The 17,262-nt window shown below is 40.6% G+C and carries 12 protein-coding genes; 2 read left to right on the forward strand and 10 right to left on the reverse strand.

Going from position 1 to position 17,262, the window contains the following annotated elements:
- Positions 1-14 precede the first annotated feature (14 nt).
- Together AACQ49_RS05910 and AACQ49_RS05915 are read left to right on the forward strand one after the other, a co-directional pair.
- Positions 15-4,949 carry a DNA repair ATPase gene (locus tag AACQ49_RS05910; protein WP_161778931.1) on the forward strand — a complete coding sequence of 1,645 codons (4,935 nt, stop codon included), beginning with the start codon at positions 15-17 and terminating at the stop codon, positions 4,947-4,949.
- A 743-nt stretch (positions 4,950-5,692) separates the two neighbouring features.
- Positions 5,693-6,658, forward strand: a complete 966-nt coding sequence (locus AACQ49_RS05915) for a helix-turn-helix domain-containing protein (protein ID WP_004249253.1) — start codon at positions 5,693-5,695, stop codon at positions 6,656-6,658.
- 71 nt (positions 6,659-6,729) lie between these two features.
- Here AACQ49_RS05915 and AACQ49_RS05920 read toward each other — a convergent pair whose 3' ends face one another.
- The 10 genes from AACQ49_RS05920 to AACQ49_RS05965 form a co-directional block, all read right to left on the reverse strand.
- Entirely contained in the window at positions 6,730-7,014 is a 285-nt protein-coding gene (locus AACQ49_RS05920) for a ferredoxin ydiT (RefSeq protein ID WP_004249251.1), read from the reverse strand.
- Positions 7,011-8,297, reverse strand: coding sequence for an FAD-dependent oxidoreductase (locus AACQ49_RS05925; RefSeq protein WP_049202945.1), 1,287 nt, complete (start codon positions 8,295-8,297; stop codon positions 7,011-7,013). Before AACQ49_RS05925 ends, AACQ49_RS05920 begins: the two co-directional genes overlap by 4 nt.
- 63 nt (positions 8,298-8,360) lie before the next feature.
- Entirely contained in the window at positions 8,361-9,302 is a 942-nt protein-coding gene (locus tag AACQ49_RS05930) for an FAD-binding protein (RefSeq protein WP_053089871.1), read from the reverse strand.
- Positions 9,303-9,313: 11 nt separating this feature from the next.
- The gene (gene fixA / locus AACQ49_RS05935) at positions 9,314-10,090 is read right to left on the reverse strand and encodes a putative electron transfer flavoprotein FixA (RefSeq protein ID WP_004249247.1); all 777 of its coding nucleotides are present in this window, start codon (positions 10,088-10,090) and stop codon (positions 9,314-9,316) included.
- Positions 10,091-10,133: 43 nt separating this feature from the next.
- Positions 10,134-11,273, reverse strand: a complete 1,140-nt coding sequence (locus AACQ49_RS05940) for an acyl-CoA dehydrogenase family protein (RefSeq protein WP_004249246.1) — start codon at positions 11,271-11,273, stop codon at positions 10,134-10,136.
- 95 nt (positions 11,274-11,368) lie between these two features.
- Positions 11,369-12,688, reverse strand: coding sequence for a GntP family permease (locus AACQ49_RS05945; RefSeq protein WP_004249245.1), 1,320 nt, complete (start codon positions 12,686-12,688; stop codon positions 11,369-11,371).
- An 80-nt stretch (positions 12,689-12,768) separates the two neighbouring features.
- Positions 12,769-13,902, reverse strand: coding sequence for a 2-hydroxyacyl-CoA dehydratase subunit D (locus AACQ49_RS05950; RefSeq protein WP_017628518.1), 1,134 nt, complete (start codon positions 13,900-13,902; stop codon positions 12,769-12,771).
- The gene (locus tag AACQ49_RS05955; protein ID WP_004249243.1) at positions 13,902-15,143 is read right to left on the reverse strand and encodes a 2-hydroxyacyl-CoA dehydratase subunit D; all 1,242 of its coding nucleotides are present in this window, start codon (positions 15,141-15,143) and stop codon (positions 13,902-13,904) included. The genes AACQ49_RS05950 and AACQ49_RS05955 overlap by 1 nt, the downstream gene beginning before the upstream one ends.
- Entirely contained in the window at positions 15,140-15,967 is an 828-nt protein-coding gene (locus AACQ49_RS05960) for an acyl-CoA dehydratase activase (protein WP_004249241.1), read from the reverse strand. Before AACQ49_RS05960 ends, AACQ49_RS05955 begins: the two co-directional genes overlap by 4 nt.
- Before the next feature lie 36 nt (positions 15,968-16,003).
- A complete protein-coding gene (locus tag AACQ49_RS05965) occupies positions 16,004-17,239 on the reverse strand; it encodes a CaiB/BaiF CoA transferase family protein (RefSeq protein WP_004249239.1) in 1,236 nt (411 codons plus the stop codon).
- Positions 17,240-17,262 lie beyond the last annotated feature (23 nt).

Here is a 17,262-nt window from a genome sequence, read left to right on the forward strand (position 1 = left end):
AAATCCGTTATACCATGTCTGATATTCATGATACGAATCGCGAACAGGAAATACTTGATAGCGCTGTTGCACAAGGTGGCGCATATGAAATATTGCGTAAACGCCTTACCGAGCAAGGTCAGCAGTTACATGTAAAAGCCACTGAACTCAATCAGCATCGATTAGCTGAATTTGGTCAAAGCCAAATGGATATCATTGGCCGTATTCGTATTCGAACAGAGAATAATTGCCAAGCAAGAGATATTGTTCGCGTTGGTGAATGGTTACTATTTGGTTATAACGTTTTCCTCGGTTTAAAACGAGAAACGCACCTTGAAGATGTTTTTTCACTTTATCGCTTAATTGATAATAATGGCGAGTTTGATGTTGAAGCGGTTGCTTATGAAGGCACTTTTTTAAATGATAATCGCTTTATCCAAGATTTTACCGAGCTATACACTTACTATAAAAATACGCAACTACTACAGCTAGTTGAGCGTGATGGTAAATTACTCGCTAGTTTTCAAATTGGCGATCGTATTACCGATGTACGCGTCTTCCGTTGGTCGATATCCAGTGACAAACAACGTATTGAATATATTGATAATCGTGGCGAACGCGATATAGCACTCCCCCCTGCTTACGATTTTGATTGGATAAAAACACAACGTGAAGATACGGTAAATGGGCGTTTTCCTCATATCAACATTTTAGATACAGTCTTTGTAGAAACCACCGGTGGCGATCTGACTGTCAAATGTGAAAACAATACCGAAGATGGTTTAGGTATTTATCGTGAAGCGGTCTTAGATAAAAACCAGTCCCTTGATGATGCACAAATTGAATATGCACAAACTGGCAGTTTAATTTTATTAAAAGTGCTTCCTTACCGCGAAGAGAATTGGCGTTATTTAGTCTATAACACACTAACACAAAGTGTTCAGCGTATTGATGCCATTGGGCAAGCTTGTGTGCAACTTCCGGAAGATCACGGTATCATTTTTCCCGGCGGCTACTATCTACAAAATGGCGATTACAAAACCTTTGATCAACCAATGGAAGGTATGTATTTTCGTCGTTTGCGTCGTTCACCTAACGGTGAAGATGTGCTGTATGTCTTCTATTCACCGACACAAGGTCGTCTCGCGCTATTTAATTACAATATGATTGAGCGTAAATTGGCGACACCATTGGTCGGTCATGGCTATGCCATGCTAGAAGATGGCAAAATGGTGCTATTTGAAGGGGAAGGCGAAGAAGCTACCCGTGTTCACCCGATGCAAGTTTGGCAAACGCCCTTCTATTCTGAAGAATTTGCTGATAAACAACCGCCACGAAACGGCTTTTATGGGCGTATTGGTAATGCCGATTTAGTTCGCGGGATCTCAGAAATTTTACATGTCGCCAAAGAAATTGAAGGTAGCCAAGTTTCCATCGCTCGTTATGAGCAACTTAGCCAACAACCAAAAAGCTTATTAGATCTCTATTACTGGTTTAATGATGAACACTGTCTAGGTATTGGCCCCTTACTAAAAGAAATCGCTCAAACAAGTGAATTAGTGCTTGATGAATATGAAAAAGTCGAAAGTATTCGTCAACAATCAGCGAAATCAATGCAAGAAGCGATCAACCGTCAGAAATCTCTGTTATCACTGACACTGCCTGATAGTTGGACCGATATTCAACAATTTGTTGATAGTTTAAATTCGCTCAATACACACCATGGACACCTTATTTCTTTGCGTGAATTCCGTTATATGGATTTAACGCAATTAAATAAAATGGAAACGGAAATAACCGAGGCACAGCAACGTGTTTCGCAAGCCACAGCCCAATTTCTTGCCAGCGACAAAGCGCTACAGCCTTTTAAAACACAGCTTACTACTTTTGAACAACAGATAGAAAAAGCACAAAACAGTGCTCAGCTTGATGTACCAATGAATGAGATGGCGCAGATGTCAGAAGATTTAGACATGCTGTCAAATCTGATGGCATCACTCACCTTTGAGGATGTGACGCAACAAACACAGATTATTGATGCCATCTCCCAAATTTATGCACAACTCAATCAATCACGAGCTCGCTTACAGCAAAAAAGAAAATCACAAAGTAGCGTAGAAACCGTCGCTCAATTTGGTGCGCAATTCCGCCTATTTAGTCAGGGGATCACCAATGCTTTATCACTGGCAACAGATCCGGAACGTTGTGAAGAGCAGCTTTCACGACTGCTAGTACAGCTAGAAGAATTAGAAAGCCAATTTAGTCAGCATGATGAATTTCTTGATGATATCTTGTCAAAACGTGAAGAGTTATTAGAGACTTTTGAGGCGCATAAACAATCGTTACTTGATGATCGTCAACGTCGTTCACAAAGCTTATTAACTGCTGCTAATCGTCTCTTAGAAAATCTGCAACGTAGAACAACTCGGTTGCAATCACAAGATGAATTAAATGCTTTTTTTGCCTCTGATCCTTTAGCATTAAAAACACGTGAAATCATTGAAAAACTAAGAGAAATCAATGATAACGTTAAAGCAGATGATATTGATGCCCGCCTTAAATCGTCTCGTGATCAAGCCATCCGTATCTTACGTGATAAAACGGATATCTTTGAAGAGGGCGGCAATGTTATTAAATTAGGCCCTCGTCACCGTTTTAGCGTTAATACACAAGAGCTAGATCTTACTATTTTACCGAAAGAAGATAAGCTTTGGTTGTATCTAACTGGTACCGATTTCCAAGAGCCAATCGACCATCCAGAGCTTGAAACACTGCGCCCTTACTGGAATGCAACATTAAGTTCAGAATCTGAAACGGTGTATCGTGCGGAATATCTCGCCTATTCAATTATCTATGCTGCATCAAAACGTCAAGATGGATTAACCCTTGAAATCTTAAAAGAAGCACTGAGTGTACCTGAAAAATTAGAAAAGTTAGTACGTGATTTCGCAACACCTCGCTATAAAGAAGGCTATGAAAAAGGGATCCACGATCACGATGCTATCGCCATTCTAAAGAAACTCCTACCTGTAGGTGAAAGTGCCGATCTGCTTCGTTATAACCCAACAGCACGGGCAATTGCTGCTATTTTCTGGGAAAAAGTACAAACTAATGAATACCCAGCATTATGGCCAGAGCGCGCACGAACGGCAGTGAATATTCAACAACTGTTTCATAATGATGATGCATTAATTGATTTACAGGCAGAAATAGAAGCGGATATCCGCCTATTCCTTACTGATAATCCGATTAAATGTGGATCTTATGTTCCGATCCAAGCCGCTGAATATTTAAGTTTTGCATTAGCAAGAACACCAATAGAATTGGTTTACAGTAAATATGCCAAAGAGCTCGTTGTTGCCTTACAAAACCGATTAGAAGCCGCTCATATGTGGATTGATTTTAATCGTTCACAACAAAATTTAGCCTCACGTTATGCACAACGTTGGGCATTGATTCAAAATTGGCTACAAGGATTGTGCTCTCAAGCCGATTATGCTCATCTAACCCCTTATATTCCGGGGGCAATTGCCATTATTATGTTAGATAAAATCGCCTCTGCACGTTATAGCGAGGTTGATTTATACTTTAAGGTAAACGGATTATTAGGTGAGCATCCTACTATTGAAAATCAAACACTTTCATTGAGTTTAGATGATTATTTCAGTCGTATGCGCGGACAGCGTAAAACCTTTATTCCCGCCTTTAATCATTATCTGACTTTACGACAAAAAATTGTTCTTGAAGAGCGCCAGCGTTTAAAACTGGATGAGTTTAAAGCAAAACCTCTCAGTTCATTTGTGCGTAATAAACTGATTAACGATGTCTATTTGCCAATTATTGGTGACAATATGGCAAAACAGATTGGTGCATTAGGTGAAGGGAAACGCACTGACTTGATGGGATTATTATTAATGATCTCCCCACCAGGTTACGGTAAAACGACCTTAATGGAATATGTAGCCGATCGTTTGGGACTGATCTTTATGAAAATAAATGGCCCTGCTTTAGGTCATAATGTTTTGTCATTAGATCCCGAACAAGCGCCAAACGCAACAGCAAAACAAGAGCTAGAAAAACTCAATCTTGCCCTTGAAATGGGCAATAATGTGATGTTGTATGTCGATGATATTCAGCATACACACCCTGAATTCCTACAAAAATTTATCTCGCTATGTGATGGCACACGCCGTATTGAAGGGGTTTGGAAAGGGAAAACCCGAACCTATGATATGCGTGGTAAAAAATTCTGTGTGGTGATGGCCGGTAACCCTTATACCGAGTCTGGTGAACTATTTAAGATCCCTGATATGTTAGCTAACCGTGCTAATATCTATAATCTTGGTGAGGTATTAGGAGGAATGGATGACGCCTTTGCACTCAGTTATATTGAAAATAGCTTAACCTCTAACTCCGTTCTTGCTCCCCTTGCTTTACGTGATCTAAACGATCTCTATCTTTTGGTTGATAAAGCCATGGGTAAATCAGTTTCAACCAATTCCCTCAGTTATCCTTATTCGGATGCGGAAATTAATGAAATTGTGATGGTATTAAAACATCTAATTACTTTGCGTGATGTGATTTTAAAAGTAAATCAACAATATATAGCAAGTGCGGCACAATCCGATAAATATCGTACTGAGCCTGCATTCCGCTTACAAGGCAGTTATCGCAATATGAATAAATTAAGCGAAAAAGTCTCTGCGGTTATGAATGAGAAAGAAATTGAACGCTTACTCGACGATCACTATCTTGGCGAAGCCCAATTACTCACAACGGGTGCTGAAGAGAACTTATTAAAACTGGCGGAAATACGTGGCACATTAACCGAACAAGATGCTATTCGTTGGCAGCAAATCAAAAAAGATTTTATGCGCAACAAAGCATTAGGTGGCGATAATGCCGATATTGGCGATCGCGTAGTGTCACAGTTGGCGAATTTAGTAGAAAGTGTGCAGAGTTTGCGCTAAAAGAGATAAATTAACCTTATTTAGCTCACTTATTTTAGTGGGCTAAATAGGGCATAAATAATGGTTTATAAATTGAGCAACCCACTCCAAAAATCATTGATTAATTGGAATACTACAACCCATGTACAATCCTTACTAACAATCTTTCTCATGTTTCCATGTTCACGATATGCATCTGTTCAAGATTAGTGAACAAGGGAATATCGTGAACAGAATATGGTTAAATATTTTTACAATTAATATTGTATGGTCTTAAAAATAAAAATGTATACATAATATAAACATTATTAATGTTAATTTTATTTGCTACATAATAAATGCCTTTATTATTAACAATAAATAAAAATTTAATTTAATAATCCATTGCATTAAATACATAAAATACATATCTACTCATATATTGAAAAAAAAGAAACAACTTAAATATCAATATGGATTTACTATTTATAAATTTATGAGATCTCTATCTAAAGATAAATAGTTAGCTTAGAACAAGGTATTTAAAAATGATATAATTAAAAATCGCTATACACCAACCATATAGATTATAATAATTTCCATTTAATAAATTGGAAATAAATAAAAATATATTAGCTTTATTTTATTAACACTATTGGCAATATAAATATTTTATTTAAAATAAGATTATTATAAAAATTATTCTATTCTTATCTGGTTTAACCTCGTTTTTATACCAGATAAGTAGCAACACAACAAAAATATATCAATAAAGTGGGCGTACTATGAAAAGCATGTTTACGACTCGAGAGCTCCCTGACGTAGATCGGTTTTCCGTATTCAGGGATACCATAAAAGACCGCTTTTTATCGTCTTATGAATGCAATGAAGTCGAATTACCGCCTCATTCTCGATTTTATGCCAACATTGTCGAGCAGAAGGTGGCTGATATTCGCTTTATTCAGCTAGAATCTAACGGTCATTGGGCAAGTAGCCGTCCTTTAAGAAACAAATTGAGTCTAGAAGAGCATTTTCAAATAGAACTCCAACGCTCAGGTACAAGTCATCTGACTCAAGATGGCAGAACGGCCTTTCTACGACAAGGCGATTTCTGTATTTTTGATATGGCAAGACCCGTTTCTTGGTCGTTCGATAACGACTATTCGTTATTTAAGCTTTTGATCCCAAGAGAAAAATTGGCACCACGTTTAGGTAATACACAGAACCTAACAGCAAGAGCAATACGAGGTAATAGTATTACAGGCTCCCTCGTTTATAGCTTTGTGATGCGTTATATCCCTTTCTTAGATTCTATGCCCACTCAACATGCTCAGCAACTAGCTGATATTTTATTGAATTTAATTACGTCAGCTTTCAGTGAATACAGTATTGCAACTCCACCTCAAAGCTTAGGAAGATCAACACTGTTTTATTTTGCTCAACACTATCTTGAGCAACATCTGTCTGATCCAGATCTCAGCGTGAATGAATGTGCAAATGCTTGTGGGATCTCCGTGCGCTATTTACAGATGTTATTTAAAGAACAAAATACATCTGTACTTCGTTGGATCTACCAAAAACGTCTTGAGAATTATAAAACGGCTTTAGTAAATCCTCTTTTAGCAGAGAAAAATATTACACAATTAGCTTATGAATGTGGATTTAGCGATATTTCTAATTTAAGTCGAAAATTTAAATCTGAATTTTTTATGACCCCATCAGAGTATCGGAAAATACATTCATTAAGATAAATAAACTTATTATCTCCCCCTCTAGTTAAATTTTTGGAGGTTATTCTAGAAGGGGGATAAAAGTTATCATATCAGCCGTAACGAAACTCAATCCCTAATGTGCCACACGGATATTCCCATTTTTTTAAAATCGTTTCGCCACATAAAATACGGCAAGTACCACACTCTAAACATCCGGCATAATCAAAAAGATATTGCCCTTTTTCATCTTTCTTATATAAACCAGCAGGGCAGGCTTTCATTAAGATTTCAAATTGAGCCGGATCAATATCATCCTTTAAGACGATATGTGGATTTTCTTCATCCACATTAAATTTATTGACCCCTAATTTAACGTCTACGTTTACCTGACTCATAAAGAACGTACCCCCTTAAATCCATCTTTAATTAAGTTCATCACACCGACTTTCTTAACCTGAGACAGTATTTTCTTACGCACTGGTTTTTCTGGACCATTAATCACGAATAAGTCATGCATGACATTGGCCGCCATTTGCGGATAATCCGTAAAGAATCTTGTATTATCGAGGAAAGAAGGTAAATCTTTGTATAACTTCATATCTTTTATGACGAAACTATCATTTAATAAAGATTGATAGCAACTTAGTTCTTTCTGGCTATAGCTGTTTTGCTCTTTCGCCATTAATACCGCTTTTGCAGCCGCTTCACCTGAAGCAATGGCTAAATCCATTCCTCTTACGGTATAGCCAACGTTAAGGCAAAATCCAGCAGCATCTCCCGCAGCTAGTACACCATCTTTGACTAACTCAGACACCATATTCATACCCCCTTCAGGTACCATATGTGCTGAATATTCTAATAATTTTCCGTCTTTGATAAGTGGAGCAACAACCGGATGTTGTTTAAAATCTTCTAATAATTGAGGAACCGTTTTTTCGAATTTGTCGACATTATGTAGTCCCAATACAAGACCTAAAGAAACTGTATTTTTATTGGTATATAAAAATCCACCACCTAAATACCCACCTGAAGGTGCGCCAGCAAAAAGCCAAGCTAAACCTTCATCATTAGTACAACCAAATCGGTCTTCCATTTGTTGTGGTGTAAACTCGAGTAGCTCTTTAACGCCCACAGCTACGGTGTGAGGATCCACCTTTTGTGTCATACCTAATTGCTTTGCTAACAGTGAATTCACACCATCTGCTAAGATCACCACATGAGCTTCAATTTCATCATCACCCGCTTTAACACCACAAACTTTTCCGTCTTTCACTAACACTTCATCAACGCGAACACCGGTGATCACTTGTGCGCCTGCGTCTTCTGCTTTCTCCATTAGCCATTGATCAAAAGAAGAACGTAATACGGTATAAGAGCGAGCGGCTTCCTCTTCTTGTTGAGTATGCTGATAATCTAAAGTGACCCCATCTGTTTCCGTTAGCATGGAAATTTTTTCACGCATTACAAGGCGCTCAACTGGCGCTTCTTGAGCAAAATTGGGAATGATTTTTTCAAGACTGTGCGCGTATAAACGTCCCCCCGTCATATTTTTACTGCCAGCGAAATTACCTCGCTCTACAACTAAAACATCACACCCTGCTTGTGCTAATACATAGGCAGCAGTACCACCAGCAAGTCCACCACCCACAATAATGGCGTCAAAAATATCGTCTGACATACTTTCCTATCCTTTTATTATGTGTGGTCGCTTAGTACATTATCACTAAGCGACCTACGGTGATTAGTCGCCGAGCTTCGCGGTTAATGCAGGTAACACTTTGTAGAGGTCGCCAACAATACCGTAATCTACCATATTGAAAATAGGGGCATTTTTATCTTTGTTGATCCCAACAATGATTTTTGCTCTATCCACACCCACCATATGCTGGATTTGCCCTGAAATACCGACAGCGACATAAACATCTGCACCTAAGGTCACCCCTGAAACACCAATGTAGCGATCGTGTTCCATCCAGCCTTCACCTTCAGCAATTGGACGAGAACAACCCACTTCGCCTTGGAGGGCTTTCGCTAATGCTGACGCTAATGCAATATCATCAGCCTTACCAAAACCGCGTCCGACACCCACAACACAATGCGCTTTACCTAAATCAACAGTACTACCTTGTTTTGGCTTACGTGCTAATACTTTTAATGTATGTGCGGGAGCGATAAAGATACTTTGCACCATTTGTGCATTGGGTGCATCTTTAATGGCTTCCACATCTAATGCACTGCCCACAGTAGCAATAGCATAAGGTGAACGAATTTCTGCTTTCGCATGCGCTAAACCACCGTAGACTTGATGTATGGCAATCACAGTATTATTTTCAATAGCAAGACTTAAAGCATCGCTGACAACACCAGCTTTTAAAATCACACCAAGACGAGCCGCAATCGCTTTTGCGCGTTTTGATGCAGCAAGTAAAACCAATGCATTTGCCCCCGCTTCTTTAATAATTTCGGCAAAAGAAGCTGCATAATCTTCAGCAATCACACCGTCTTGCGGGGCAAAACAATAAACACAGTCAGCTCCTAAGTTGACACATTCGCGCGTGCTTTCATCATCACCAATAAACAGCACATTAACCTTTTCACCAAGGTCACGAGCAAACGCAATCAGCTTTGCTAAATCATCCGCTTTTTCGGCATAAACAAAGGTAGTAGGTAGTAAACTAGCCATTTTTAATCTCCTTATTGATTAACCGCTTGGCGTAAATGTTCAGCAAAAGTGGCAATATTTTCATCTGAATCACCGTCTAAAATAATCCCAAGGCGATCAGACTGCTCAGGGGCACTCACTTGTGTTTGCACAACCGTCAGAGCAGAAATATCAACACCGATATCGCCTAATCCCAGTTTTTCGACCGGCTTTTTATTCGCCGCTAAAATCGCTTTCATTGAAGGGAGTTTTGGGGTGTTAATGCTTGAAGTGACACACACAATGGCAGGTAATGTCAGTTCAAGTTCTTCTGTGATATTTTCTAAATCACGCTCAACAATAATTTTGTCACCTTCAACAGTGATTTTGTTTACGGCGTTTACACAAGGTAGACCTAAATATTCACCTACCGCTAAACCCGTTTGTTGAGCGTATAAATCGCCAGAACCTTCACCGAAAACCAATAAATCAAAACCCACTTTCTGTGCTGCTTGCGCAATAATATTGGCAGTATCCATTGAATAAAGCGCATGACATGCATCATCCGCCACCAGAGTTAATGCATCAGGACCACGCGATAAAATATCTTTTTTAATTTTCGCGTTTTCAACCATGGCACGTGTTCCTACACTTAATGCAGTGACTGTGCTATCGCCAAGGGTAGAGGCAATTTCTACGGCGGTTTCAATTGCATTCAAGTCATACAAACTAATTTTTAAACCCGCATTATCGGTTGCGAGTGTACGATCAGGCCGTGTTGTGATGTCTTGTTCGTCATGAACAACCTTACAGCAGGCAATAAGTTTCATAATTCACATTCTCCGTTTTGCACAATGCAACAAATTAATCTCATTACGCTAAAATATGCTTAGCGATGACCATACGTTGTACTTCATTTGTGCCTTCAAAAATCTCAGTGAGTTTTGCTTCACGCATTAAACGTTCAACAGGATAGGATTTGGTGTAACCCATACCGCCATGTAATTGGACGGCTTTTTGAGTCACATAAGTGGCAGCTTCTGCGGCATAAAGTTTGGCTTGAGCAGATTCACGCGTGTAAGGAAGACCCGCCATTTTGGCGGCAGCAGCGCGATAAACCAGCATACGGGCGCAATCAACACGCGTTGCCATATCCACTAATACCCATTGAATACCTTGATTAGCTGCAATGGGTTTACCAAATTGAATACGCTCTTTGGTGTAAGCAATCGTGGCATCTAAGGCACTTTGTGCGATCCCTAATGCAAGTGCAGAACAACTTAAACGCCCGCCATCTAAGGTTTCCATTGCGATATTAAAGCCTTTACCTTCTTTACCTAGCATTGCACTAGCAGGAACAACACAATCACTGAAACTCACAGAGCAAGTTTCAGAGCCATTCATCCCCATTTTGTCTTCAGGTAAACCAATGCTAATACCTGGGTTATCACGCTCAACTAAGAATGCCGTGATCCCTTTTACGCCTTTGCTTTTATTTGTCATGGCAAACACGATAAAGAAAGCACCCTGAGGTGCCGCCGTGATCCACAGTTTAGAACCATTGATCACATAGTTATCACCTTGGCGAACGGCTGTTGTCTCTTGAGCCGCTGCATCACAACCCGCACTAGGTTCTGACAAACAGAAACACCCTAATTTTTCACCCGAAACCACCCCCGGCAAAATACGTGCTTTAGTCTCTTCATCAGCATATTTTTGAATAATGGGTCCGGTTAAAGAACATTGTGATCCCATGATCATTGCGTGAGAGGCACTCACTTTTGCCATCTCTTCGGTGGCTAATACATAACTAATTGCATCTGCTTCTGTACCGCCATAAGTTTCATCAATATTGAAACCAAAGAGTCCTAATTCAGCCATAGGTGCAATACTTTCACTTGGAAAGCGGTGCTCTTTATCAATTGCACCTGCAATTGGTTTGATGTCGTTTTCAACGAACTCTCTGACCGTATCGCGGATCAGGACTTGCTCTTCTGTTAGCTGAAAATCCATGTTTATTTTCCTCTGAGAATATTTAGGGTTATCTCTACGGTGTGCGATTTCACGTTTGTCGTCTTATCGCACGCATTAATGGGTTAACGTTATTTCTACATCGTCGCGATAGATGCAGGTAAAAAGGTGTACAGCAGCAACATAAACATCATGGCTAACAGTGGGATAGCGAGGGTTAATGTCCCCACAGGACCGTATCCCTCTTTATGGCTGACACCACAGACGCTAAAGACAGTAATAATCAATCCGTTAAATGGCGGTGTTGTACTCATAGATGCCATTGTGGCGACACGGTGTAATGAACCTTGATCAACCACGGTGGCAGGGAACATCGCAGCAATCATTGGCATGGCGATACTTAACGCCCCAGAGCCTGAACCACTGATAAATACCAGAGCACCGACGGAAATCGCCGTGACGACAAGGGGATTAAGTCCCGATTGCGCAATCGCTTGGAATGATTCTTTGAACGCAGGTAATGTCATGACTAACGCACCAAATCCGACAATCACCGCGGTATTAAAGAGGGAGGTCACCCCTTCCATTGTCCCTGCGGCTAAATTAGGGACGAGTTTTTTCCAATCGAGATAACGCAAGTACACAAGCAAGGCGGCAATAATGGCGCAGAACAGCGCAATAGCCGGATCCCATTTCAGGATATTCAGCACGACAAGCAGAATAAGCATCGGCAGTAATGCAACGAGCACATTAGGTAATTGACGATCTTTTTTACCTTCCTCTGCTTTCGCTGTTTTTTCGTCTTCAACCCAGCCTTCACCTTTTGCTTTTACACGCTTAAATAACCAAGTGAGATAAATAATCACTAAAGTGACTTGAAACAACGCGGTCAACATACCCGGTACTAAACCCGCTGTTGCTGAGGTACCTAAGAATTTCATTGGGATAAGATTTTGGATCTGAGGCGATCCTGGCATTATCATCACAAAGGTACCCGCACCTGCAAAATAGACAGCCGGAATAAGTCTGCGAGGAAGATTCGCTTTGCGGAATAAACTCACCATCATTGAATAAACGGTAAACAGTGCAACAAACACTGAAACACCGCCGTAGGCTAAAATGGCACAAGCCGCAACTAATGAAGGAATAACGGCTCTTTCACCAAATTTACCAATAATAAAAGAGGCAACACTATCAGCAGCGCCACTGATAGCGGTTAATTTGCCAAAAATCGCACCAAGTACAAAAATGAAGAAGAAGCTACCGAAATAACCACCTAATCCACCGGTATACACTTGCAATAGTGCATCGACAGGATTAAGCATATCTGGTGATACAAGCCATGCGGTCACAGCAAGAAACAGGCTGGTGGTAAAGACAGAAATAAAAATATGTATGCCTTTCATACACATAATCATTAATATCGCAAGCCCGATGATTAAACAAATAATACCCATGATTGCCCCACTTATAGGTGTTAGGGTTCAATTGACCTGCGTAAAGCACACAGGCCTTTTGTGACTATTAATTAACGTTGTTAAGCAGAAAGCACATCTGCAAAAGTTTGCAGCGCCGTTCTTGCCTGCTCATATGTTTTAGTTTGTTGATCAATTTCGATAATGATGGAAGGAATACCTTCTCTATCGAGGAATTTCTTCACAATAGGGGCATCAAATTCTTCAGGATCGCAAAACTTCGTCAGCAAATAGACGACACCATCAGCGCCTGTGTTTTTCACCATATCGGCAATTAAACGACCACGTTTTTTCTCTGGGTCATACAGCAATGAGCACCCTTCTAGCTGGGCCATTTGCTCTGCCATCGCTTCATAAGGTGAGTTATTTTCAGGAATGTCTTGGCGAAACTGACGAGATTCATGCGCGACTTCATCCGCTACAATCGCCATTTTGTTATCAGCCAAAATTTGTAGAATAGAAGGGCTATCGGCAATAATGCCTGTGACAACAATCTTGTGCCCTTTCCAAGGTTCTGGAGACAAGGTTTTGCATTGTGTGACAATAGCTTCAACAGCTTTTGTATGTTCAACGACATCCATAAGATAGCCACTTTTGATCACGGTATTACGACGTTGTGGTGTGACTAAATTTGGATGGAGTGCTGCTATTTGAGAGAATTCACGTAATGTAGCACGACGCTGATTAAAAAGACGGATGGCATTTTTCAGTGCATCGTCAGTCACCGTTTGGCCTGAAATTTCCCCTAATTGCAACGCTATTTTCTTATATTGTTCAGTTAAAAATGCAATACCTGCTGGCGTTTTACGGTTCTGTGGATGTACCAATTGAATAAAAGGCACTTGTGGTACACCCGCTTTCCAGTTTTGCCCTAAGCATTTTAAGGTGTCACAAAGAGAAGGAATTAATGCCGCAGACAACTTATTTAATGCCCCATCTAATCCCATCTCAAGAGAAGAAAGCACTAACGCACAATAGAAAGGAGGAAAATATTTCTTTGCTTCTGAGATCTCACGTCCTTCTGCGCCCCAAATACCAAAAGGCACCATACCCGCAGCATAGACGATTTCATTTGGCGTATATTCAGGGAAACAGCCAACAACCTTTTTACCGCTACGAATAAAACCATCTAATTGAGCAACTGGGTTATCCACCACGGCTTGTAACTCATCAAACAATTGCGTTAATGTCTTCATCAGAAGTCTCCCTTTTTCATTTCTGCTTTGTTAGCAGCCATAATTTCAGTCAATGCTTCAACACGGGTGACATACTGCGCTTCAGAGAAAACTCGAGGATCAGCTTGGTCGCCATCAAAAGTCACAGTTGGGATCTTAAGTTCATGACGAATACGGCGCTCAATTTCAGGCATAATGCCACTCCAGAGCTTGCAACTACGATTAACATGAATAATCGCACCATCAACTTTATTCTGACGGCTCACGTTAATACGCATATCAGCAGCACGCTCAACAGAGACACAGTTAGGGACATAAGAGTAAGCACGCATCATCTCGTTACTGTTTTGATAAATCACACCAAATGCAGTGGCGTAAACAGTTGCAGTCACGTTGATACCCTGCTCTTTTAACGGGGTCGATGTGGCTCGTAAGTAAGGCCAGCACGCAATACCTTCAAAGAGAACACGGTATTTTTCTTCACCGCGGTAAGTCGATTTTTTCTCTTTGATATTTTGTTCCATCTCTTCACACAGTTGCTCAAAAGCCAGAGCAGCTTCTAATTTACCGCGAGCACAAACAGCAACAGCCATGTGATTAAAGAGATCAAAACCATTCATTGGAGACGGCTCATATTGGCAATATTCAGCCGCTTTTAACCATGCACGCCCTGTACGTTGCGAAATTTCACAGACTTCTTTAAATTTCTCTTCGGAGAACACTTTGCCTGTAACTTTTTCGAGCTGTTTGATGGCATCATCAAATTGAGCTTGAACGTATTTCACCGTGACATCATCGGTGTCATAGTCATTTTTATAAGGAATATCGATAAGGATCATCGGAATATTCAGCTCATAAGCGATATTTTCATACCACTTGATCATACAGTTACAGATATTGTTACAACACAGTAAGAAGTCTGGCTGTGGCATATCCATCTCTTCACACTGTTTAATATCCATGTAAGAGAGGCTGATACGAGCATAAGCACAGATATCGTTGGAATATCCCATGCTTTCTGCATGCTCACACATTTTTAAACCCGCACCTTTCGCTGCAATTGCAGCGGCTTGGTTTTCAGGGTAAACCACACATAAACCTAATGTTTCAGCAATTTCTTGAGGAAAGTTAGAGGCACACCACCCTATTTTTTCACCGCTGTTTTTTGCATCCCACGCACGTTGATAAGCATCAGCAGCGATTTTTTGCAGTCGTTTTTTCGCAGGAATGTAATCCGGCGCATTCATATCTATATTGCTCATTTTAATGTTCCTATTGTTAACGCATCGTCTTCCAGTTGATGGCGATACGCTTCAAAGGCATAAATGGCTGCACCTATTGCCCCGTTGTATTGTGATAATGGTGAAGTGGCGATAGGGACGTTCAGCTCTTCGCTAACATAACGAACAACTTCAAAATTACTGGCTACACCGCCTGTCATGACAACAGGAGCTTCCACACCGACTCGTTTGGCAAGACCGGCAATACGACTAGCCACTGAGCGATGAATACCATTAATGACGTCGGGTATTGTTTCGTTATTCGCGAGATGGGAGATAACTTCAGATTCAGAGAACACAGTACAGGTTGAGCTAATAGTGACTTTTTTAGTGGACTTAGCGCCCTCTTGAGCGAGATCGGAAATCTTGGTTTCTAATACTCGCGACATCACATCTAAAAAACGTCCTGTACCCGCAGCGCACTTGTCATTCATCACAAAGTTTAATAAACGGCCTGTACCATCCATATGAAGTGCTTTAACGTCTTGGCCACCGATATCAATCACCGTTTTCACACCCGGAAAAAGAAAGTGCGCACCTTTCGCATGGCAGCTAAGTTCACTCACCTCTTTGTTGGCTTCTTTCAGAGAATTACGGCCATATCCGGTTGCACAGATCCAGCTGATCTGACTGAGATCGCCACCAAATTGATGTAATACTTCATTGATTGCTTTTTCAGGCCCAGAGGTTCCAGCTCCTACTGATGCCAACGACTTCGCGACAATAGTGTCACCATTTTTCATGATGATGCATTTTGATGCAGACGATCCGATATCAACGCCCATTGTGAAAATGTCTTGTTGCATGCCTTTGCTCTCCTGAAAATTAAAAAAATCAGTGGATTATTCTTTCCACGTCATCACGTCTTTATTAGCTTCAAGGTTTGCTATCTCTTCAGCGCTATACCCTAATTCAGCTAATACAGACGGTGTGTCTTCGCCTAACAAAGGACCACGACGGTATTCAGGTAAACCACTTTCCAAGAAATCAATCGGTGGACGAACCAAGGCTTTTTCACTGCCATTTTTGTATTTCATGTGGTAGAAGGTGTTAATTGCCCAAGCTTGTTTATCTTCCAACACTTCTTCCCAAGTTTGAGCAATGCTGAATGGGATATCGTTTTTGGTGAAAATATCAGCCCACTCTGACGCTGTTTTTTGCTCTACTTGTTGCCAAATCAGATCATACAGTTCAGGAGATCGATTATTTTTTGCCACTTCTTGTAGACGTGTATAACGAGCATCCTCTGCTAAATCTGGACGACCAATACACGAAATAAAGGTTGGATAATAAGCATCGTAAACAGGCATACAGACTTGAATAAAACGATCGTCTTTCGTTTTATAAGCCAAAATAAATGGGCTGGTAGTTGTACGGCGATCGATAGGATAAGCTTGGCCATAATCTGGATATTGCGCCGCTTGGATCATAATCGCTTGAGTGTAAATAGAGGTATGCAGTAAGTTTGTTGAAACGTACTCACCTTGACCGATGTTTTTAGCACGAATATAAGCGGCTAACACACCTGAAACCAAGCCTAATGCACACTGGTGATCGCCAAGACCGGGGATCACATTCATCGGTACTGTGCCTTTTTGGTACAGAGAACCTAAGATACCACCACGGGCAAAGAATGCAGTATAATCAAAGCCCGGTAAGTCTTTATCTGGACCTTCATCGCCATACCCCGTCACACTGGCGTACACTAATTTTGGAAAACGTTGTTTTAATGTTTCATAATCTAAACCTGCACGCTCTCTTGCGCCGGGACGCCAGTTAGTTAAGAAAATGTCCGCCTTTTCTAATAGTTCAAACAGGATTTTTTTCCCTGCTTCTGTTTTCGTATTTAACACAATCCCACGTTTATTCGCATTTTCTAAATCAAAACTGGTGTTTTCATGTTGATCTAATGGACGACCTTCTGTTGGTGCTGTATAGCGTAAGTTATCGCCACTTGGAGATTCGATTTTAATTACGTTCGCACCCATATCAGCTAAAATACGCCCCGCTGCAGGTACTGCGATAAAGGTCGCCAATTCAACTACGGTGACACCTTCCAGTGCTTTATGACTTGTCATTTCTTCTCCTAATTATTTTTAGA

This window comes from Proteus sp. G2675 (assembly GCF_963886535.1).
Taxonomy (GTDB): domain Bacteria; phylum Pseudomonadota; class Gammaproteobacteria; order Enterobacterales; family Enterobacteriaceae; genus Proteus; species Proteus mirabilis.